Consider the following 19,953-nt stretch of genomic DNA (forward strand, 5'->3'; position numbering starts at 1 on the left):
TTGCGACACGGCACAATTGCAACTCACTCGTCAGACGCTGCGCCTGCCCCATGCCGTTTAATTTCCCGATATTCCTGACCTGGCTGCGGATCGTGCTGATTCCGCTCGTCGTCGGCGTGTTCTATTTGCCTGACATGATGATGAGCCCCGCGCACCGCAATCTCGCAGCCGCGACGATCTTCATCCTGGCGGCGCTCACCGACTGGTTCGACGGCTTTCTGGCCCGTAAATGGAATCAGACCTCGGCGTTCGGCGCGTTTCTCGATCCGGTCGCCGACAAGCTGATGGTCACTGCGGCGCTGCTCGTGCTCGTGCAGCTCGCGCGGATCGATTCGGCGATCGCGCTCGTGATCGTCGGACGCGAAATTGCGATCTCGGCGCTGCGCGAATGGATGGCGCAGATCGGCGCATCGAAGAGCGTCGCGGTGAATTCGCTCGGCAAGTTCAAGACCGCTTGCCAGATGGTCGCGATTCCGATGCTGCTGTTCTATGGTCCGCTGCCGCTCGGCGGCGGCGCGACGGTCGACACACGGGTGTGGGGCCTGTGGCTGATCTATCTCGCCGCGTTCCTGACGATCTGGTCGATGCTGTACTACATGAAGCTCGCGTGGCCGCAGATTCGCGAGCGCGGTGGTGTCGCGTGATGGCGTGAACAAAAAGGAGCGCGCGGACGCAAAAGTGTGATCGAACCCTTCGCTACTACGAGCGAAATATTTCTTTAAAACAGATGGGCCAAAAGGGGTTGACACGTTTCAGTCGTTTCTCCATAATCTCGTTTCTCCGATGCACGCAACGCGAAACACCGGAGACGCGGTAAAGCAGTAGCAGTAAATGCAGTACGACGCGGGAATAGCTCAGTTGGTAGAGCGCAACCTTGCCAAGGTTGAGGTCGCGAGTTCGAGCCTCGTTTCCCGCTCCAGTTTTCGAAGCATCGCGTTGTTTGGCGAAGTAAAAAACGCAGCGCGGTGTGAAGCAGTTCAATGCGGGAGTAGCTCAGTTGGTAGAGCGCAACCTTGCCAAGGTTGAGGTCGCGAGTTCGAGCCTCGTCTCCCGCTCCATACATCAGGGGAAGCAACGCTTCCCTTTTTGTTTGGAAGGCCGGTCGTTCTGAACTTTCCAGAGCTTCGGTTCTTCTGGTGACCACCAGATAAATCTGCGAACCCGTGTCTAGGTTCCAGTCCGCTTGCGGCGCGATAGCAAAGCGGTTATGCAGCGGCCTGCAAAGCCGTTTAGGCCGGTTCGACTCCGGCTCGCGCCTCCAGTCTTTGATGTAAAGCGAAAGCCCCGACTTGTCGGGGCTTTTCTTTTTTCTATTTCCTCTTTCGCCAGCTTTTGCCGACCGTCGTCAGCGATGTGAGCGAACCGGTCGATCCCATCGCGTGCTGTAGACGTCGCTTCGAATCGATCAGAAACGGAGAGCGGATTTGATTGGCGGCAGGGCAGCGTTGTTCAGGAACCAGCATGACCGCATTTTTCGGCGTATCGCTATTGCCGGGTTTGACTCCGGCTCACACATGAGCAGCGCATTCTGATTAATGGCGTGTCCGGCTCACGGAGAAGGACAAAGCACGTCGGCGCGCCGCATCCGGAACGGACGATAGAATCACGGCACCGTCATCGCCCGCTCTCATTCAAGCCGCATGTATTTCCACCTCACCGGCACACAGGTCCGCTTGCTCGGCTCGATGCATCTTTTTCCCGCGACGAGCCGTCGAACGCCGCCATGGATCGCCGACGCCTATGACTGGGCTGAGACGCTCGTATTCGAATCCGATCCAGCGACGATCCTGCCGTTTCTCAAAGCCGACGCACACCCCGCTGCCGCACAACTGCGACCCTTGATGCGCGACGAGGCCTGGACCCAACTGCACGTGCTATGGCCAACCGATGGTCTGCTCGCGCCGCTTGAAACACTGCGTCCGTGGGCCGCGCTGATCGTCGCGCCCACGCTGCTGCAGCAGGTCGTCGAGGGTGTCGAGCCGCGCATGTTGCGCTCGGCGATCGCGCAGGCGAAGCCGTACCGCTATCTCGAGTCCGCACAGGACGTCGCTGTCACGCTCGAATCGATTCCGCTCGAGGCCATTGCCGCCGCGCTCGACATGCTGATGGCCGATCGTGGCGAGCCGCAGCGCACGCTCGAACGGATGCACGCGGCGTGGCTGGACGGCGATCTGCAAGCGATACAGCAAATCGCCGTCGAATCGCCGATGTTCAATCTGCCCGGCATCCGTCAGGCGATTCTCGACGTGCGCAATCGCGCATGGGCTGCGCGGCTGAACGAATTGCTGGACGTGCGCGAGCGCACGCTGGTGGTCGTCGGCGCGCTGCATCTGTGCGGTCCCGACAATCTGCTCGACTGTCTCGCGCGACCCCTGCAAGCAGTGTTCTGAGCGCGTGCGCGGATTTCGCGACTGCACACGGCCCTGTCGACCGCCCGGACGACTGGCCGTTTCCTCAATTCCACGCGCCGGAATGCCGCTATACACTAATCCTTACCCCTTAGAACATCCGACACCCGCCGACCTCACTCCATGCTCGTTCCTCCGATCCCCAGCAATGAAAGCGCCCGTCTCGACGGATTGCACGCACTGCATATTCTCGACACGGCGCCGGAAGAGCGCTTTGATCGCCTGACCCGCCTCGCGCGGCGGCTGTTCGGTGTACCGATCGCCGTCGTCAGTCTCGTCGATGCGAACCGGCAGTGGTTCAAATCGTGCATCGGCCTGGAGGCGAGCGAGACCTCGCGCGACGTGTCGTTTTGCGCGCACGCCATTCTCGGCGACGATATTTTCATGGTGCCCGACACGCTCGCCGATCCGCGCTTCAACGACAATCCGTTCGTCACCGACGAACCGCAGATCCGCTTCTACGCAGGCTGTCCGCTGCAGGTTGCGAACGGCGGCAAGGTCGGCACGCTGTGCCTGCTCGACACGAAGCCGCGCATGCTCGATGACGAAGATCGCGCGTTGCTGCGCGACCTCGCGCGCATGGCCGAACAGGAACTCGCCGCGATCCAGCTGGCCACGCTCGACGACCTCACGCTGCTGTCGAACCGACGCGGTTTCGAAGTGCTCGCACAACACGCGCTGAACGTCTGTCGGCGCATGAATAAGCCGGCGTCGCTGCTGTTCTTCGATCTGAACGACTTCAAGCAGATCAACGACACGCTCGGACACGCCGAGGGCGACCGCGCGCTGCAAGCCTTCGCCGAGGTGCTACGCGCTGCGCTGCGCGAAAGCGACGTGATCGGGCGGCTCGGCGGCGACGAGTTCGTCGCGCTGCTGACCGGCGCCAGCAACGTGGAGACGCATGAAGTGACGCAGCGTCTCGAGCACCTGCTCGACCAGCGCAATGCCGAGTTGCTGCGCGGCTATCAGATCCACTTCAGCGTCGGCCAGGTGACGTACGAGCCGACGCGCCACGGCACGGTCGCCGAACTGCTCGCCGCGGCCGATGCGGCGATGTATAGCCACAAGCAGGCGTCGAAGGCGCGCTCGGCGCAACGGCACTGACGGGCGCCCGACCCGCGGCCAATCTCCAGCCGACTCGCGCGATGGCCGAACACAGGCACGCGCGGCATAATTGCGGATCGTTGCCCGCGCTGTCGCGCATTGACCCTGAAAGCTACCGATGACTGATTTGCAGCACACCGCCGCCGCACGGCTCGCCCAACTCGAATGGCGTTGGAAGCCGTTTGCGGACCTCACGAGCGTCGAAGTCTATGAGATGCTGGCCGCCCGCAGCGCGGTGTTCGTCGTCGAACAGAACTGCGTGTATGGCGATATCGATGGGCTCGATGTCGAAGCCTGGCATCTGCTCGCGTATGGCACTGGCGGCGACGCGGCGCTGCCGCCGTTGGCCGGCTATTTGCGCGTGTTGTTGCCCGATGCGACGGATGCCGACGTACGCATCGGCCGGGTGTTGACCACCGCGTCGTTTCGAGGCATCGGTCTCGGCAATACGATGCTCGAACGCTCGCTCGCGCATATTCGTGCGCAGTGGCCCGATACGCCGATCCGTCTGCACGCGCAGGCGCATCTGCAAGGCTTCTACGGTGCGTTCGGCTTCGAGCCGGTCTCGGAGATTCACGACGAAGACGGCATCCCGCATGTGTGGATGCGCTCGCCCTGAACGCGAGCGGGTCAGCGAGGCCCGTTCGCGGTCGTCGACGCCACATGCGTGAGCCCGCGCGCCGCTTTCGCACGCCGCTCGGCGCGCAGGCGTCCGCGCGCCGACAGCCGCATCCAGTGACGCAGCGCGATCAGCGCGCCGACCACGCTCATCATCGAACCCGGAATCCATAGCAGCAGCCCGCCGATCTGCTGATCGCGCATCGGGCTCAGCCATGTGAACGCGCGGCCGCAGATCGAATAGATAGGATACAGCTCGTGCGGCGTAAAGAAGATGAACGCGCCGAGGATGATCTGCGGCGGAATCGCCGCAATGACGACGAGTACGCGCTTGCCCGGCGACAGACGCGCGGGCGGCGCCGGACGCGGATCGAGCACGAGCCACCAGAACAGCAGGCCGTCGATCGCCATACTCCAGTTCATCACGCGATAGATCCGCCAGTCGAGCATCGCGATGAAATGGATCGGCGACAGCAGCCAGAAATAGATCAGCCCGACGAACAGCGTGACCGCCACGACCGGGTGCATGACCACATCGAGCGCCCCGCGCACGAGCGGAGTTTGCAGCGCGGGCCGCACGAAGCGCTGTCGCCAGCGCAATGGAATGCCCGCGCGCAACGCCGCGCCTGGATACGACAGCGCAATGAAGAACGGCCCGAGATGGTGCAGCACCAGATGCTGCAATCGATGCATGAAGAACTCATGCTCAAAGAAATAATCGAGCCGTGTATGCAGCACGACATACAGCGCGACCAGCCCGAACCAGAAAGACAGACGCCGCGCGAACGACAGCCGCGCCTTGCGCGCGCCGCGCACGAACAGGATCGCGGGAATCAGCAACGCGATCACGACGGTCGGCGAAAACTCCCAGGGATCGAGCCAGTAGAGCAGGTTCATGGCGATGGCGTGTGCGGTGGCGGCGGCCCGTGTTGCCGCTTACTTGGTCTCGCCCGGCCCTTTGACCGCGAACGGCGCTCTCAACGTTTCACCATCGGAAAACTTCAGCGTCAGATGCACGGTGTCGCCCGGCGCGACCTTGTGCTTAGCATCCTCGAGCATCAGGTGATAGCCGCCCGGCGTGATCGCGACCTGGCCATGCGCGGGCACCGTCAGCTTGTCAACCATCACCATCTTCTGGGTCGAACCGTTCGATACGGTTTGATGCAGCATCGCGTCGCCGTAGTCGTCGCTCGATACGTCAACGAGGTCGATCGGCTTGTCGCTCGCGTTGACGAGCGTCGCATAGCCGGCCGCGGGCAGGTTGTTCGGCAGCCACCGGACCCACGCGTCCTTGATGCTGATCGCGTGAGCATCAGCCGCGTGCGCGGCGGACGCGACGCCAAAAGACAGCACGAGCGTGCAGGCGAGGGAAGCGAATGGGTTGAGCTTGATCGTCATGGTGGATTGGAGTGGGATCAAAGAAGAGTCAGGATTGGTCATCGATGATGCGGCGCAGGTCCTGCGCAATCGCATCGGGCGTGTCGTGATCGGTGGCGAGCAGGCGCGCGCGGCCCTGGCTGTCGAACACATAGACGGCGGAGCTGTGCGTGACCTCGTAGTTGCCGTTCGGGTCGCGCTTTTCCATCTGATACGCAACACGATAGCGCTGCGCCAGCGACTCGATCTGCCAGTCGGTGCCGGTCAGCCCTTCGGCGTGCTGCGCGTCGAACGCGCCGACATAGTCGTGCAGGGCCCGCGGCGTGTCGCGCGCGGGATCGACGGTGATGAACAGGATGCGCACTTTCTGCGCCTCGGGGCCGAGCTTGCCCAGCACCTGCATCAGACGGCCCATCGTTTCGGGGCAGACGTCCGGGCAATGCGTGTAGCCGAAGTAGACCAGTGAGGTGCGGCCCTTGAACGAAGCGGCGCTGACGGGCCGGCCGGTGTCGTCGGTCAATGAAAAGTCCAGATCCGGCAGGTGCCCGGTCACGTTGGTCAACCGCCACGGCTCGGCGCGCTGCGTGCAACCGGGCAGTGTGGCGAGCGCGACCAGCGTGCCCAGCGCCGCTGCCGCCGCAAACCGGCGTGCCACCCCGTGCGTCAACCGGTGCATGGACCGGTTGGATCGTGAGCGGGACAGCTTTGGCTGCGGGCGCTGGGGTGGAAAGATCGGGAACAAAGCAGGGTTCAATGACTCGATTGGGGAGCAGGCCACACGAATCGATGGAGCGGGGAGGCGCACCGTCGCCCGATCATGCCGTGCAAGATTCGCGCGCGGCACGCAATTGAGCGGCAGGTGCAACGATGCGCATTACGCCGACGGTCTGTGTGGCAGCGACTGTAGCGCAAAATTGGCGCCAGCGTCGCGCGGCGCGCCGGGCGTACGATTTGCGAGTCAATATGACGCAGCAAGCTGAAAATCGGGCGAAGCCCGATTGTTGCGCCTTGAATGCAATCACCGCGAGCGGGCGGGCATACGGCCCGCCGGGCTTGAGCCCGGCTTACTTTCTCGAAAAATTGACCGATGCGCGGTAAGATGCGCACACTTTTCCGGCCCAGATGGCTGAAAGGCGAACCCAGGCAATGCAAGCACTTCCGGCTGTTCTGTCTCCGAGCGAGACGGCATTTTTCTTCGACTTCGATGGCACGCTCGTCGAACTCGCCCCCACGCCGGACGGCGTGCTCGTGCAGCCGCGCGTGATCGACCTGCTGCGCGAACTGCGCAGCCTGACGAATGGCGCGGTCGCGGTGGTGTCCGGGCGCGGCATCGACAGCATCGACAGTTTTCTCGGCATGCCCGATCTGCCGGTCGCTGGTCTGCACGGCGCCGAGCGGCGCGATGCGAACGGCGACACGCAGCGAATCGGCTTTCACGACCAGCGCCTGTTGCGCATGGAGCAGGTGCTCGCGCAAGTCGTCAACGAGCATCCGGGCATGCTGCTCGAGATCAAGGGCGCGGCGCTCGCGCTGCACTACCGCAATGCGCCGGACCGCGAGCCGGTCGCGCGCGAGGCAACCGAGCGGCTCGTCGCCGATTACCCCGCGTCATACGTGCTGCAGCCCGGCAAGATGGTCTACGAGATCAAGCCGAAGGACGTCGACAAAGGCCGCGCGACGCGCGCGTTCCTGGAGGAGCTACCGTTCACCGGCCGCACGCCCGTGTTCGCCGGCGACGATCTGACCGACGAGAAGGGCTTCGCGGTCGTCAACGAACGTGGCGGTCTGTCGATCAAGGTTGGCGCGGGCGAAACGATGGCGCGCACGCGCGTCGAGTCGGTGTCCTCACTGCTCGACTGGCTCGAAACGATTGTCGCGGCGGCGCGCGGCGCATGACGCCGGCGCGACGTTCAACAAAAACAACATACTGCATCGGGAATCGCGCTTCATGAGCCGACTGATCATTGTTTCGAACCGGGTGGCGCCCATTTCGGAGGGCGGCCCGGCGGCGGGCGGTCTGGCGGTCGGCGTGTACGACGCGCTGAAAGAGACCGGCGGCATGTGGTTCGGCTGGAGCGGCGACGTGCTCAGCTCCGGCCAGCCGCAGATCAAGCTCGAGGAGCGCGGCCCTGTCACCTTCGCGACCGTCCCGTTGATGCGCCGCGACTACGACCAGTACTACCGCGGTTTCTCGAACGCGACGCTGTGGCCCGCGTTCCACTATCGTTCCGACCTGCTGCACTACGACCGGCACGACTTCGAAGGCTACTGCCGCGTCAACGCGTGGCTCGCGCAGCAACTCGTGCCGCTCTTGCGCGAAGACGACGTGATCTGGGTGCACGACTATCACCTGATCCCGTTCGCGCAGGCGCTACGCTCGGCAGGGGTGAAGAACCGCATCGGCTTTTTCCTGCACATTCCGTTTCCGGCCGCGCAGGTGCTGCTGACGGTGCCGCCGCATCGCGAGCTCGTCGAGGCGCTGTGTTCGTTCGACCTGCTCGGCTTCCAGACCGGCCCCGATCTGCGGGCGTTCTGCGACTACGTCACTAACGAGGCGGGTGGCTCGATCGGCCCGTCGCCGAAAGGTCCGCTCACCGTGCATGCGTTCGGCCGCACGCTGCGCGCGTCGGCCTATCCGATCGGCGTCTATCCGGACGAAATCGCCGAGCTCGCGAAGGCGGGCGAGCGCGGCAAGCCGGTGCGCACGATGAAGGCGACGCTGCATTCGCGCAAGCTGATCATGAGCGTCGACCGGCTCGATTATTCGAAGGGGCTGGTCGAGCGATTCCGCGCGTTCGAGCGCCTGCTCGAGCATACGGCCGCGCAGCGCAACAAGGTGTCGTTCCTGCAGATCGCGCCGCCGACGCGCGCCGACTTGCACGCGTATCAGGACATCCGGCTGCAGCTCGAAGGCGAGTCGGGACGGATCAACGGACGTTTCGCCGAGCTGGACTGGACGCCGATCCTGTACATCCACAAGCAATACGAGCGCTCGGTGCTGGCGGCGCTGTTCCGCACCGCGCACGTCGGCTATGTGACGCCGTTGCGAGACGGCATGAACCTCGTCGCGAAGGAATACGTGTCGGCGCAGGATCCGGAGAATCCCGGCGTGCTGGTGCTGTCGCGCTTCGCGGGCGCGGCGCAGGAGCTCGACGGCGCGCTGATCGTCAATCCGGTCGATATCGACGGCATGGCGGAGGCGCTGGCGCAGGCGCTCGACATGCCGCTCGCCGAGCGCCAGGCGCGCTATCGCGACATGATGGCGCAGCTGCGCGAGAACAACGTGTCGGTGTGGCGCGATAACTTCATGCGCGATCTGCAGAGCGTCGATGGCGCGAAGCGCGCTAGAAGCGGGAAGGCGCGCGCGGCCACGGGTGCGGGTCACGCCGGGCGGAAGAGGGCTGCGCGCGAGCGCGTGACCGGCTAAGCTAGCCGCGAAGCCAGACAGCAAAAAGCCGCTCCCTGGAGCGGCTTTTTGCATGCGACGCGCAGCGCCTGGACCCTGCGTGGCGTCAGGCCACGTGCTGTTCGTCGACTTTTTTGCCGCCGATATGCAGCGTCTGGCCCTTGCCATACTGCTTGGCGAGCAGGTCGCGATAGAGGCCCGGACGCTGACGCAGTTCTTCCGGCGAGCCGTCGTCGATGACCTTTCCGGCGCTCATCACGATGATCCGGTCGAAGTTGTTCAGCGTCGATAGACGGTGTGCGATCGCGATCACGGTACGACCGACCATCAGGCGGTCGAGCGCCTTCTGGATCGCTTCCTCGGACGCGCTGTCGAGCGCTGACGTGGCTTCGTCGAGCAGCAGGATCGGCGCGTTTTTCAGAATCGCGCGCGCAATCGCGATGCGCTGGCGCTGGCCGCCCGACAGCTTCACGCCGCGGTCGCCGACGATCGTGTCGTAGCCTTCGGGCATCGCTTCGATAAAGTCCGCGCAACGCGCCTCGCGCGCTGCGGCGAGCACTTCCTCGCGGCTCGCTTCCGGGCGGCCGTACGCGATGTTCTCGTACACCGTGCGATGGAACAGGGAAATGTCCTGGGGCACCAGCGCGATCGCGTGGCGCAGGCTGTCCTGAGTGATCGACGCGATGTCCTGGCCGTCGATCTTGATCGCGCCACCCTGGGTTTCGTAGAAGCGCTGCAACAGCGCGAGCACCGTCGATTTGCCGGCGCCCGACTTGCCGATCAGGCCGACGCGCTGGCCCGGCTCGATATTGAGGTCGAAGTGATCGAGGATCGGCCGGCGGCGCGGATAGGCGAACGTGACGCCGTCGAACGTGACGCGGCCGCCCTGGGGCACGAGTTCGGTCGAGTCGTCGCGATCGGGCATGCCGTGCGGTTCGAGCAGCGTGCGCACCGCCTCCGCGAGTCGCGCGACGTGCTGGGTGACGTCGACGAGCGCGACCGCGAGATCGCGCGTGCCGTGCAGGATCGTGAAACCGAGCGAGCTGACGAGCACGATGTCGCCCGAAGTCGCGCGCCCCTGGTCCCACAGCCACAGCGCCCAGCCGAGCAGGCCGGCCGACAGCAGCGCGGTGATCACGGCGTGCAGCAGACGCAGCTTTTCCAGGTACAGCAGGCTTTGCTGGCGCGCGTCCATTTCCGACTTGACCGTTGACGCAAAACGTTGCTGTTCGCGGAACGTCATGCCAAACGCGCGGACGAGGCCCATGTTGCTGATCACGTCGACGAGCTCGCCGTCGACCGATGCCGCCTTTGTCGCAAAATTATGGTGACGCGCGGAGCCGCGGCCCGCGAGCTTGTACAGCACGACCGCCAGGATCGCCGAGCACAGCATCAGGCCGGCGGCCATCAGCGGGTTCACCGAGATGATCATCACGATCGCGCCGAGCACGGCGATACACGGCGGCAGCACGTTCCACGCGGTGGTGTTTTCGGCGGTGTAGACGGCGTTCGAGGTCGCGGTGATGCGGCTTGCCAGCATGCCGGGCTGCTTTTCGGCGTAATAGGTCGGCGAATGGCCGCTCAGGTACTGGAACAGGTCGCGCCGCAAATCGCCCGTCACGGCGACGAACGTGTGTGCGGCGAACCAGCCGCCGAGCCGCCATAACAGGTTATCGGCGGCGATCAGGCCGACGAGGATCGCGAACGCGCCCCACAACGGCCCCGGATGATGGCGGCCACCGCCGAGCACGTCGATCAGATGTTTGATCGCGTATTGCGAAGCGAGTGCACAGCCCACGGCCGCAAACACGCTGCACAGCACGATCGCGTGCGCGACCGGATGGCGGCGGATAAAGCGGAAGAGAAACGCAAGCGGCCGGTGCGCATAGCTCGCGAGCTTTGCGTTCTGGGCGTTTCGCTGGGCGATGGTCAAGTGTTCCAATTGAGCTGAGATCGATGTGTTGCGGGTTGTGCATGCAATGCGCGGACCACACGGACAAGCATGGCTCTCCGTGAAGCCGATGCTTCGCATTGTAAACATGCAAAGACGATTGCGCCCTGTGTATCCGGGCTTTGACGCGATTGATTTCGCGATAGACCTCCGCGATCTGCGTCGTCTCGACACGCCAGCCGACGGGCCCTTCAGGCAGATTGCGGAAAATTTCAAGATATAATTACAGTTTGCATTCAACCGGGCCGTGGCGATTTTGCAATTCCTACCGGCAACGTTTGATGCGCGAGAGTTCACCGCTTGGTACGTCGTACCTCCCCGAACCTCGTGGACACTGTAGAACTGTCTTTGAAAACAAGGGTTTGCAAAGTGTTTCGCGTTTGTAACAACGTAAAGACTTTGAAATGTTGTGGTGCGGCGACAATTCGGGCATCGATAATGCGTGCTCGTTAGCCCCGGCAAATTTTCTGACAGTTTGTCAACGTAGGTGCCCCATGCGCGTTTACTCGCACATGCGCAGACGCTGATCCACTTGTCTGGGCTCTTGACCCAAGCGATCCATCGCAGGATTTCTCAAAAGAATCAGGCCCGCGCCGGTATCTCCGGCCAGACTGCCCTGGCGAGCAAGCGAGTCGCTTTTTCCAAATGCAGTACCTTTGCCTGATTTTTTACTAGGAGTTCGTCAATATGCGAATCGCTCAAATCGCTCCGCTGCACGAGGCGGTTCCTCCCAAGCTGTACGGTGGTACGGAACGCGTGGTGTCCAATCTGACCGAGGCGCTGGTCGAGCAGGGCCACGACGTCACGCTGTTTGCAAGCGGTGATTCGCAAACCACGGCGAAGCTCGAAGCTTTCTGGCCGCAGGCGCTGCGCCTCGACCCGACGATCCGCGACGTGATGGCGCCGCACATGCTGCTGCTCGAAGAAGTGCGCCGCCGCGCGGACGAATTCGATGTGCTGCACTTCCACATCGACTACTACCCGTTCTCGCTGTTCGCGCGTCAGCCGGTGCCGTTCCTGACGACGATGCACGGCCGTCTCGACCTGCCGGAACTGCAGCCCATCTTCAATACGTTCAAGGACGTGCCGGTCGTGTCGATTTCCGACAACCAGCGCATCCCGCTGCAACAGGCGAACTGGCTGCAAACCGTCTACCACGGTCTGCCGGAAAACGTGCTCACGCCGATCCCCGACGTCGAACCAGGCTACCTCGCATTCCTCGGCCGCGTTTCGCCGGAGAAGGGTCTCGACCGCGCGATCCGCATCGCCGGCCAGGCAGGCATGAAGCTCAAGGTCGCCGCGAAGATCGACAAGGCCGACCGTGCCTATTACGAAGAAGTGATCAAGCCGCTGATGGCGCTCCCGCATGTCGAGTACATCGGCGAAATCGGCGAAGCCGAAAAGCGTGAGTTCCTCGGCAACGCGCATGCGCTGGTGTTCCCGATCGACTGGCCGGAGCCGTTCGGCCTGGTGATGATCGAGGCGATGGCTTGCGGTACGCCGGTGATTGCGTTCAATCGCGGTTCGGTGCCGGAAGTGATCGAAAACGGCGTGTCGGGTTTCGTCGTCGAAGACGAAATCAGCGCGGTCGCTGCGCTCAAGCGTCTGCACACGCTGCCCCGCGCTGGCGTGCGCAAGGCGTTCGAAGCACGCTTCACGTCGAAGGTGATGGCGAAGAACTACGTCGCCGTCTACGAAGACCTGCTACGCAGCAAGCATCGCACGGTGCTGCGCGAAGTCAACGCGGGCTGATTGGCGGTTGATTCGCCGCGGTTGTTTCGCGGTAGATGAGACGCCGGCAGCAGGAATCACGCTTCCTTCGCTGCTCTGAACGCCCCGCCGGCATGTTGCCGGCGGGGCGTTGTTGCATGCGCGCCGCGTTTTTCGTCGGTGCACCGATGAAAATACCGGTTTCCGCGCGGCGCGAACGAGCCAGGCTCGGTAATATCCCTATAATTGCCGTGCCGCAAATTGGGCTGCGGTGCCGCCGACGACAGGAGGATGCCTTGGCGAGAACGAAAGAGACGCGCGCGAACGCCGCGCCCGGCGCCGGAACGATTTTTACGTTGCGCGCCATCGGTCTCGTGCTCGCCGCCCGCTGGCTTTTCTCGATGTCCGAGATGAGGCTGACCACCGCGCTGACCGCGATGGCGTCTTCGCCGTGGGCATGTATCAACCTCGTCTTTCTGTTCCTGCTGATCTTCCTGCCCGGCGCGCGCGCCGTCGCCGAGCGTCCGTTCCATCCGTTGCCGCAATGGCTGCGTCAGGCGCTGCGCCTGTTCGCGTTCCTCGGGTTTCTGTTTGCGCTGTGGTCGGTCGGCGCGTTCGTCGCGAGCGCGGGCTGGCGTCGCGCGATGCAGGCGGTCGCGGCCACCAACGGCTGGCTCGTCGCGGCGCCGGTGCTGTATGCGATCGTCTTGTGGATCTGCCGGCCGCTGCCGTTGTGGCGCACCAATGTGGCGGCGCGGCGCTTTGCGATCGGCCGCTATGCGGTTTCGCTCGATCCGGTGACGCGCACCGTCGTCGTGTGGGCCGAGCGGCGCAAGGTGGGGCAATACGATGCGCGCGAATTGTCGGTGCGCTGGGCGAGCGGTTCCGATGCGCGCGCGACGCCGGCGCCCGCGCCCGCAGTTGCGTTCGGCGCGGCGGGCGAGGCCGGTGCGTCGGCGGCGCCGATGCCGTCGGTCGCGGCGCCCTCGCTGGCGCGCAGCACGTTCGGCGTACGTCCGAAGGTCGAGTTGCTGTGGGATTCGCCGGCCGCCGCGGGGCACAACCGGCAGACCGTTTTCCGCGCCGCGCTGACGACCGAAGGCGATCGCGTCGCCGCCCGCGCGCTCGATACGACGCTGCGCCAGGTCTGACGCTGCACGTTTTGTGCTATCGGTCACGTCGCGTGGCCATTGCACGCATCCCGAAGCGAAGCTTCGTCGATAATGCAATCAAGGCGCCCGGCCTGCCGGCGGGCGAGTGGGACACTCATCGATCGTATCGCGTCTTTCGCAGGAGTCGCTATGCTGGTTCGCTGGTTGCTTGCCGCCCTTCATCTGCTCGCTTATGGCTTTGCGCTCGCGTCGATTCTCAGACGCACGTGGTCGCTGCGTCGCGCATCGGTGCCCGCCGCGCTGCGTTCGGTGTTTCGTGCCGATTCACGCTGGGGCATCGCCGCGCTGGTGCTGATCGTGACCGGCCTGATGCGCGTGTTCGGCGGCTATGAGAAGGGCGCCGACTACTACCTGCACGAACCGCTCTTTCACGTGAAGATGACGTTGCTGGTGCTGATCCTGATCCTCGAAGTGCCCACGATGCTCGGCCTGATGCGCTGGCGGGCGTCGATCCGCAGCGGCGCGGCGCCGAATCTGAAGAAGGCGCGTTCCTACGCGCATTTCAGCGTGATCCAGACCGTGCTGCTGGTTCTGATGGTGTTTGCGGCGACGGGAATGGCGCGCGGCATCGGGCTGCCGGCCGGCGCGGTGTAGCGCGGCAGGCCTTCTTTCCATTGCGACGGGCTGGTGGCGCGCGCCAAGCGTTGCGCCTCGTGCAGGCCTGCGTCGCGCTAGCCGACCAGCAAGCCAGAATCGTCGACCCGGTCGGCCTTGACCTCTGCCGACTCGCGCACGAGTTCCGGCTCGCCGAGACCCTTGATCAACTCCAGCGCCTGACGCTCGAACAAGCGACGGTACAAGCCGTTGTCGCGTTTGATCAGCGCGACGTGGCTGCCTTCCTCGATCACCTTGCCCTTGTCCAGCACGAGCAACCGGTCGAGCGCGCGCACCGTCGACAACCGGTGCGCGACCACCAGCGTGGTGCGCCCCTGCATCAGCCGCTCCATCGCGCGCTGGATCAGTACTTCGCTTTCGCTGTCGAGGCTCGACGTGGCTTCGTCGAGAATCAGGATCGGCGCGTCGGCGAGAAACGCCCGCGCGATCGCGACGCGTTGACGCTCGCCGCCCGATAGCTTGATGCCGCGTTCGCCGACCAGCGTGTCGTAGCCGTTCGGCAGCGCGGCGATGAAGTCATGCGCGCTGGCGAGCCGCGCGGCGCGCTCGATGTCGGCGCGGCTCGCGCCGGGCCGTCCATACGCGATGTTCTCGGCAAGCGAGCGGTGAAACAGCACCGGCTCCTGCTGGACGATCGCGATCTGGCTGCGCAGCGACGCTTGCTGGACTTGCGCTATGTCCTGGCCGTCGATCGTGATCCGCCCGCCCGAAATGTCGTGAAGGCGCTGGATCAGCTTGATGAAGGTCGTCTTGCCCGAGCCTGAATGACCGACCAGCCCGACGCGCTCGCCCGGCGCGATGCGGATGGAGAAGTCGTCATAGAGCGGCCGGCTGTGCGCGCCATAGTGAAACGACACATGCTCGAAGCGGATTTCGCCGTTGCGGATCGCGATCGGACCGGCACCGGGACGATCCTCAATGCCGAGCGGCTGGCTTTCGAGCGACACCAGTTCCTCCATGTCGTTGACCGAGCGCTGCAGGTTGCGGATGTGCATGCCGATGTCGCGGAGGTAGCCTTGCAGCATGAAGAACATCGTCAACGCGAACGTGATGTCGCCGACGCTCGCTTCGCCGCGTGCCCACAGCAGCAACGCAACGCCGAGAATCGCGGCCTGAATCGCGGCCAGCATGCCGCCCTGGAGGCCGCCGTTGAGCGTGCCGCGCACCCACGTGCGGCGCGTGCGCTGCCGCCATTTGCCGATCACGTACCCGAGGCGCGCTTCCTCGCGCGCTTCCGCGCCGAATGCCTTGACGACGCCGTTGCAGCTGACCGCATCGGCGAGCGCGCCGCCCATGCGCGTGTCCCACGCGTTCGCGAGACGCGCGGACGGCGCGACGAAGCCCAGCGACACCGTCACTGTCACGCCGATGTACAGCAGCGAGCCGATGCCGACGACGACGCCCATCATCGGCCAGCGCGAACCGAGCAGCAGCGTCGCGCCGACCAGCATCACCAGCGACGGCAGCAACGCGATCAGCAGCGTGTCGTTCAGCAGGTCGAGCGCCCACATGCCGCGCGTGATCTTGCGCACGGTCGAGCCGGCGAAGCTGTTCGCGTGCCAGTCGGTCGAAAAGCGCTGCACGCGATGAAACGCGCGTGCGGCGATCTCGCTCATCATCTTCAGCGTGAAGCGGATGATGTTGAAGTACACGCCCTGACGCAGCAGCGTCGCGGTCAGGCCGAGCGCGGCGAGCACGCCGAAGGCCTCGAGCGCGTGATGCCAGATGGGCGCCGACGACGCCGGACCGGCCGCGATCGCGTCCACCAGACGTCCGGCGAAGACCGGCGTGAGGATGTCCGCGCCCGCCGTGAACAGCGCGAGGGCCGCGATCACGACGATGCGCCACGGCTGTTGCGCCCAGTGACGGAAAGTGAAGCCGAGGACATCCTTGAAGGCTTGTCCGCGAAAGTCGAGTTTTTTGTTGGCCATTTGCTTTCGACCCGGCGACGCACGAGCGCGCCGAGGTTCCAGTCAGAAGCGAAAAAGGGTAGACAGCCAGCGGATGCCGGAATGCGCGCGGGAACGCGCGAAAAAATACGGCGGCAAACAACGGCAACGGAACAACGGACTGTCTGGAGTGAACGCGGCGCGCCTGTCGAGGCGGCGGCGCATCTGCTGCGATGCTGCGGCGTTTAAGGTCGCAGCGGTCGTGGCGGACGGGCTGACGGTCGTGGGACCATGCGAGGGAGCGCGCGATACACTGCGAACATGTGGCGCCTCCCTGAGATGGTTCAAGATGGAAAAACCGGACAGAGCCGGACCGGGTGAATGCCCGTCTGCCGAATATAGCAACAGTGCGGGGTGCTCGCCAACCTACGGAACGACGTGGTTCTGCAGCCAGTGAAATCTCGTGCTGCGCACGAGCCGGCAAATAGAAAAAGGGCTTACGCATTGCTGCGTAAGCCCTTTTGTCTTCGGTGATCGACACACCAAGAATCTGGTGGGTAGTACTGGGATCGAACCAGTGACCCCTGCCGTGTGAAGGCAGTGCTCTACCGCTGAGCTAACCACCCGAAGAGATCGAAATTATGTCAGGGAATTTGGGGTTCGTCTAGTCTTTTTTAAGCAGTTTGCTCATCAGTTGCTGGCGCGGGTTCAAGACGCCATACGCTCGCACCCTTGATCGCCTTGTCGAGATCGTCGAGCACGGCTTCGTGCGCGGCGCGTTCGTCGTCGCTCGCGGTGATCACGACCAGTTCCAGCGATTCGAGCGCTACACGCGGCGTATCTGTAGCGCCGCCGGTCTGCGCTTCGCCGAGCATGTCGATGACGAGGCTTTCCTGGCCCCGCGTCATCGCCAGATAGACCTCGGCGAGCAATTCCGAGTCGAGCAGCGCGCCGTGCAGCGTACGGTGCGCATTGCTGATGCCGAAGCGGTCGCACAGCGCATCGAGCGAATTACGCTTGCCGGGGAACATCTGCTTGGCTTGCGCGAGCGTGTCGATGATCTCGCCGCAGTGCGTGCTCACCGGCGGCAGACCGAGCAGCGCGAACTCGGCGTCGAGAAAGCCGATGTCGAATGGCGCGTTGTGGATGATCAGGTCCGCACCCTGGATGAAGTCGCGGAACTGGTCGATTATCTCCGCGAACTTCGGCTTGTCGCTCAGAAATTCCGTCGTGAGCCCGTGCACCGCGAGCGCGCCCGGATCGCTGTCGCGCTCTGGGTTGATATAGAAGTGCAGGTTGTTGCCGGTCAGTCGGCGGTTCACTAGCTCGACGCAACCGAGTTCGAGAATCCGGTCGCCGCCGCGGGCGTTCAGGCCGGTAGTTTCGGTGTCGAGGATCAGTTGACGCATGTCGGATTAGCCTGCTTCGAAAAAAGTGCAGTAAAAAAGCGAAGAGGGCGGCGCGCGTCGTTGGGCCGCTGCGCGCACGCTCCTTACATTTCGGCGAGCGACGCCACGCCGCGATTGGCCAACTGATCGGCGCGCTCGTTCTCCGGGTGGCCGTTGTGGCCGCGCACCCAGCGCCATTCGACTTCGTGCTGCGCGACGAGCGCATCGAGCCGCTTCCATAGATCGGCGTTCTTGACCGGCTGCTTCGCCGCGGTGACCCAGCCTTTCTTCTTCCAGCCGTGAATCCACTCGCTGATGCCTTTCTGCACGTACTGCGAATCGGTGTGCACGATCGCCTTGCAAGGGCGCTTCAACGCCTCGAGCGCGGAAATCACGCCCATCAGCTCCATGCGATTGTTGGTCGTGTTGGCCTCGCCGCCGAACAGTTCTTTTTCCTGGTTGCCGAAGCGCAGCAACGCGCCCCAGCCGCCAGGGCCGGGATTGCCCTTGCAGGCGCCGTCGGTATAGATGTCGATGTGGTCCGGTGTCATTCGGTGTGGTTACGTGTGTTCGGGGTGGCGGCGGGCGCGAGGCCTGCCGCGAGCACGGGCTTTTTCACTTTGAGCGGCCCGACGAGACGCATGCCGCGCACGCGCTTGATCGCCTTGATCATGTAGGTTGCGCCGAAAATCGGCCACCAGCGGTCGCCAGCGGCTTCCATGAAGCCGTAGCGCGCGAGCCATTGATCACTCGCGAGCGGCGGACGATAGCAGCCGAAGCGCCCGCGTTCAAGATCGAAGCCGAGCAGCTTGATCCAGTCCTTCAGACGCGTGAACGCGATCAGGTCGACGGCCGAAGGCACGAACGGGCGGCCTGTCATCTTGCCGATCGATTGCCGTACGCCCCACAGCGACAACGAGTTGAAGCCGAGGATGATCAGTTGGCCTTCGGGCACCAGCACGCGTTCGGCTTCGCGCAGCAGCCGATGCGGGTCGCTGGTGAATTCGAGCGTGTGCGGCATCACGAGCAGGTCGACGCTTTGCGCTTCGAAGGGCAGATCGAGCAGGTCGCACCAGACCGCGCTGCGGCCGGCCGGCGCGTGCAGCCCCGGCGCGCCTGGCGCTGCGTTGACGGGATTGTCGCCACCAGGGTTGCCCGCGCCGCCGATGCCGCCGGCGCTGCCACGACGTGCCGCCGGCGGATACGTGTACGGCGCGCTCGCGCCGCTCGCCGCGTCGAGCACGAGGCCGCGGCACGGCATCCGGTTTTCGCGCAACGCGTCGAGCTGCGGCAGGCCGAGTTGCAGCGCATGATAGCCGAACACGTCCGACACCACGCGATCGAGCTGGGTTTGCTCCCAGTCGAGCACGTAGCGGCCTGGCGGCGAATCGGTCCAGGCGGGCCAGTCTATAATCGCTCGGTCAGTCATATTAAAAATGCGTCGCCTATGAATGCGCTCGAGTACGTGCCGGTCCCGGCGTTTGAAGACAATTACATCTGGGTCATTGCCGACGGACACCATGCGGTCGTCGTCGATCCGGGCGAAGCCGCCCCTGTGCGCGCCTGTCTGGCCCAACGAGGCTGGCGGCTGAGCGCTATTTTACTCACGCACCATCATCAAGACCACGTCGGCGGGGTGGCCGACCTGCTGAACGGCCAGGACGTGCCTGTCTACGGCCCCGCCGGCGAAGCGATCGCGCACCTTACGCATCGTCTCAAAAGCGGTGATCACGTGACGATCGCGGCACCCGCACTCGAATTCAGCGTGCTCGACGTGCCCGGCCACACCAGCGGACACATTGCCTATTTCCAGGTGGCCGATACGCGCGGCACGCCGCACGTGTTTTGCGGCGACACACTGTTCGCGTGCGGTTGCGGGCGCCTTTTCGAAGGCACGCCGCAGCAGATGCTGAATTCGCTCGATGCGCTCGCCGCGCTGCCCGGCGCAACCGAAGTGCATTGCGCGCACGAATATACGCTGTCGAACATCCGCTTCGCGCTCGCTTGCGAGCCGCACAATGCGGAACTGCTGGCGTGGCGCGACAGGGCGAACGAACTGCGCTCCCGCCACCAGCCGACGCTGCCGACCACCATCGCGCACGAGCGCGCGGTCAATCCGTTCCTGCGCGCAGACGAGCCGGCGATCCAGTCGAACCTCGAAGCACAATTGCACGAAACGGTCTCTGACAGGCTGAAGGCCTTCACCTTGATGCGCGAATGGAAGAACCGCTTCCGTTGATCCGGAGCGCATTCGGCAGTTCTTCACGCGATGAATCGGAAAAATTCGCCAAGCCCCAGATTTGGTTGATTTTTTT

The 19,953-nt window shown here is 64.1% G+C and carries 18 protein-coding genes and 4 tRNA genes; 13 read left to right on the forward strand and 9 right to left on the reverse strand.

Annotated elements, in window-relative coordinates:
* Nucleotides 1–50 precede the first annotated feature (50 nt).
* The 7 genes from pgsA (at nucleotide 51) to AB3X96_RS16880 (ending at nucleotide 4,131) form a co-directional block, all read left to right on the forward strand.
* On the forward strand, nucleotides 51–644 hold the full coding sequence (gene pgsA / locus AB3X96_RS16850; protein ID WP_368590573.1) for a CDP-diacylglycerol--glycerol-3-phosphate 3-phosphatidyltransferase: 594 nt from the start codon (nucleotides 51–53) through the stop codon (nucleotides 642–644).
* Between the two features lie 199 nt (nucleotides 645–843).
* Nucleotides 844–919 (forward strand) — tRNA-Gly (locus tag AB3X96_RS16855).
* 63 nt (nucleotides 920–982) lie between these two features.
* Nucleotides 983–1,058, forward strand: a tRNA-Gly gene (locus AB3X96_RS16860).
* A 129-nt stretch (nucleotides 1,059–1,187) separates the two neighbouring features.
* A tRNA-Cys gene (locus AB3X96_RS16865) sits at nucleotides 1,188–1,261 on the forward strand.
* A 379-nt stretch (nucleotides 1,262–1,640) separates the two neighbouring features.
* Nucleotides 1,641–2,390, forward strand: coding sequence for a TraB/GumN family protein (locus AB3X96_RS16870; protein WP_176105473.1), 750 nt, complete (start codon nucleotides 1,641–1,643; stop codon nucleotides 2,388–2,390).
* 141 nt (nucleotides 2,391–2,531) lie between these two features.
* Nucleotides 2,532–3,512: a sensor domain-containing diguanylate cyclase gene (locus AB3X96_RS16875; protein WP_368590574.1), complete on the forward strand. Its 981-nt coding sequence runs from the start codon at nucleotides 2,532–2,534 to the stop codon at nucleotides 3,510–3,512.
* 118 nt (nucleotides 3,513–3,630) lie between these two features.
* On the forward strand, nucleotides 3,631–4,131 hold the full coding sequence (locus AB3X96_RS16880) for a GNAT family N-acetyltransferase (protein WP_176105475.1): 501 nt from the start codon (nucleotides 3,631–3,633) through the stop codon (nucleotides 4,129–4,131).
* An 11-nt stretch (nucleotides 4,132–4,142) separates the two neighbouring features.
* Here AB3X96_RS16880 and AB3X96_RS16885 read toward each other — a convergent pair whose 3' ends face one another.
* The 3 genes from AB3X96_RS16885 to AB3X96_RS16895 are packed head-to-tail and all read right to left on the reverse strand — an operon-like array spanning nucleotide 4,143 to nucleotide 6,183.
* Nucleotides 4,143–5,027 carry a cytochrome c oxidase assembly protein gene (locus AB3X96_RS16885; RefSeq protein WP_368590575.1) on the reverse strand — a complete coding sequence of 295 codons (885 nt, stop codon included), beginning with the start codon at nucleotides 5,025–5,027 and terminating at the stop codon, nucleotides 4,143–4,145.
* Between the two features lie 39 nt (nucleotides 5,028–5,066).
* On the reverse strand, nucleotides 5,067–5,528 hold the full coding sequence (locus AB3X96_RS16890) for a copper chaperone PCu(A)C (protein ID WP_368590576.1): 462 nt from the start codon (nucleotides 5,526–5,528) through the stop codon (nucleotides 5,067–5,069).
* A 28-nt stretch (nucleotides 5,529–5,556) separates the two neighbouring features.
* A complete protein-coding gene (locus AB3X96_RS16895; protein WP_368590629.1) occupies nucleotides 5,557–6,183 on the reverse strand; it encodes an SCO family protein in 627 nt (208 codons plus the stop codon).
* 470 nt (nucleotides 6,184–6,653) lie between these two features.
* Here AB3X96_RS16895 and otsB point away from each other — a divergent pair, with 470 nt between their 5' ends.
* Nucleotides 6,654–7,403, forward strand: a complete 750-nt coding sequence (otsB, locus tag AB3X96_RS16900; RefSeq protein ID WP_176124153.1) for a trehalose-phosphatase — start codon at nucleotides 6,654–6,656, stop codon at nucleotides 7,401–7,403.
* 52 nt (nucleotides 7,404–7,455) lie between these two features.
* The gene (otsA, locus tag AB3X96_RS16905; RefSeq protein ID WP_368590577.1) at nucleotides 7,456–8,934 is read left to right on the forward strand and encodes an alpha,alpha-trehalose-phosphate synthase (UDP-forming); all 1,479 of its coding nucleotides are present in this window, start codon (nucleotides 7,456–7,458) and stop codon (nucleotides 8,932–8,934) included.
* A gap of 85 nt (nucleotides 8,935–9,019) precedes the next feature.
* Here otsA and AB3X96_RS16910 read toward each other — a convergent pair whose 3' ends face one another.
* A complete protein-coding gene (locus AB3X96_RS16910; RefSeq protein WP_176105481.1) occupies nucleotides 9,020–10,855 on the reverse strand; it encodes an ABC transporter ATP-binding protein in 1,836 nt (611 codons plus the stop codon).
* Nucleotides 10,856–11,551: 696 nt separating this feature from the next.
* Between AB3X96_RS16910 and AB3X96_RS16915 the strand changes: the two genes are divergently transcribed.
* From AB3X96_RS16915 to AB3X96_RS16925, 3 genes are all read left to right on the forward strand, one after another.
* Entirely contained in the window at nucleotides 11,552–12,616 is a 1,065-nt protein-coding gene (locus AB3X96_RS16915) for a glycosyltransferase family 4 protein (protein ID WP_368590578.1), read from the forward strand.
* Nucleotides 12,617–12,870: 254 nt separating this feature from the next.
* Nucleotides 12,871–13,725: a hypothetical protein gene (locus AB3X96_RS16920; protein WP_368590579.1), complete on the forward strand. Its 855-nt coding sequence runs from the start codon at nucleotides 12,871–12,873 to the stop codon at nucleotides 13,723–13,725.
* 150 nt (nucleotides 13,726–13,875) lie between these two features.
* Nucleotides 13,876–14,340 carry a DUF2214 family protein gene (locus tag AB3X96_RS16925; RefSeq protein ID WP_176105484.1) on the forward strand — a complete coding sequence of 155 codons (465 nt, stop codon included), beginning with the start codon at nucleotides 13,876–13,878 and terminating at the stop codon, nucleotides 14,338–14,340.
* Nucleotides 14,341–14,417: 77 nt separating this feature from the next.
* On the opposite strand, the gene AB3X96_RS16930 is transcribed toward AB3X96_RS16925, so the two are convergent.
* The 5 genes from AB3X96_RS16930 to AB3X96_RS16950 form a co-directional block, all read right to left on the reverse strand.
* Nucleotides 14,418–16,292 (reverse strand): ABC transporter ATP-binding protein, encoded by a 1,875-nt coding sequence (locus tag AB3X96_RS16930; protein WP_368590580.1) that lies wholly within the window; start codon nucleotides 16,290–16,292, stop codon nucleotides 14,418–14,420.
* 509 nt (nucleotides 16,293–16,801) lie between these two features.
* Nucleotides 16,802–16,876: transfer RNA gene (locus tag AB3X96_RS16935), tRNA-Val, on the reverse strand.
* 48 nt (nucleotides 16,877–16,924) lie between these two features.
* Nucleotides 16,925–17,659 (reverse strand): DNA polymerase III subunit epsilon, encoded by a 735-nt coding sequence (dnaQ, locus tag AB3X96_RS16940; RefSeq protein ID WP_176366081.1) that lies wholly within the window; start codon nucleotides 17,657–17,659, stop codon nucleotides 16,925–16,927.
* Nucleotides 17,660–17,742: 83 nt separating this feature from the next.
* On the reverse strand, nucleotides 17,743–18,189 hold the full coding sequence (rnhA, locus tag AB3X96_RS16945; protein WP_176105530.1) for a ribonuclease HI: 447 nt from the start codon (nucleotides 18,187–18,189) through the stop codon (nucleotides 17,743–17,745).
* Nucleotides 18,186–19,067, reverse strand: a complete 882-nt coding sequence (locus AB3X96_RS16950) for a class I SAM-dependent methyltransferase (protein WP_368590581.1) — start codon at nucleotides 19,065–19,067, stop codon at nucleotides 18,186–18,188. Before AB3X96_RS16950 ends, rnhA begins: the two co-directional genes overlap by 4 nt.
* A gap of 18 nt (nucleotides 19,068–19,085) precedes the next feature.
* On the opposite strand from AB3X96_RS16950, the gene gloB reads away from it, so the two are divergent.
* Entirely contained in the window at nucleotides 19,086–19,877 is a 792-nt protein-coding gene (gene gloB / locus AB3X96_RS16955) for a hydroxyacylglutathione hydrolase (RefSeq protein ID WP_368590582.1), read from the forward strand.
* Nucleotides 19,878–19,953 lie beyond the last annotated feature (76 nt).

The organism is Paraburkholderia sp. BR13439 (assembly GCF_040948805.1).
Classification (GTDB): Bacteria; Pseudomonadota; Gammaproteobacteria; order Burkholderiales; family Burkholderiaceae; genus Paraburkholderia; species Paraburkholderia youngii.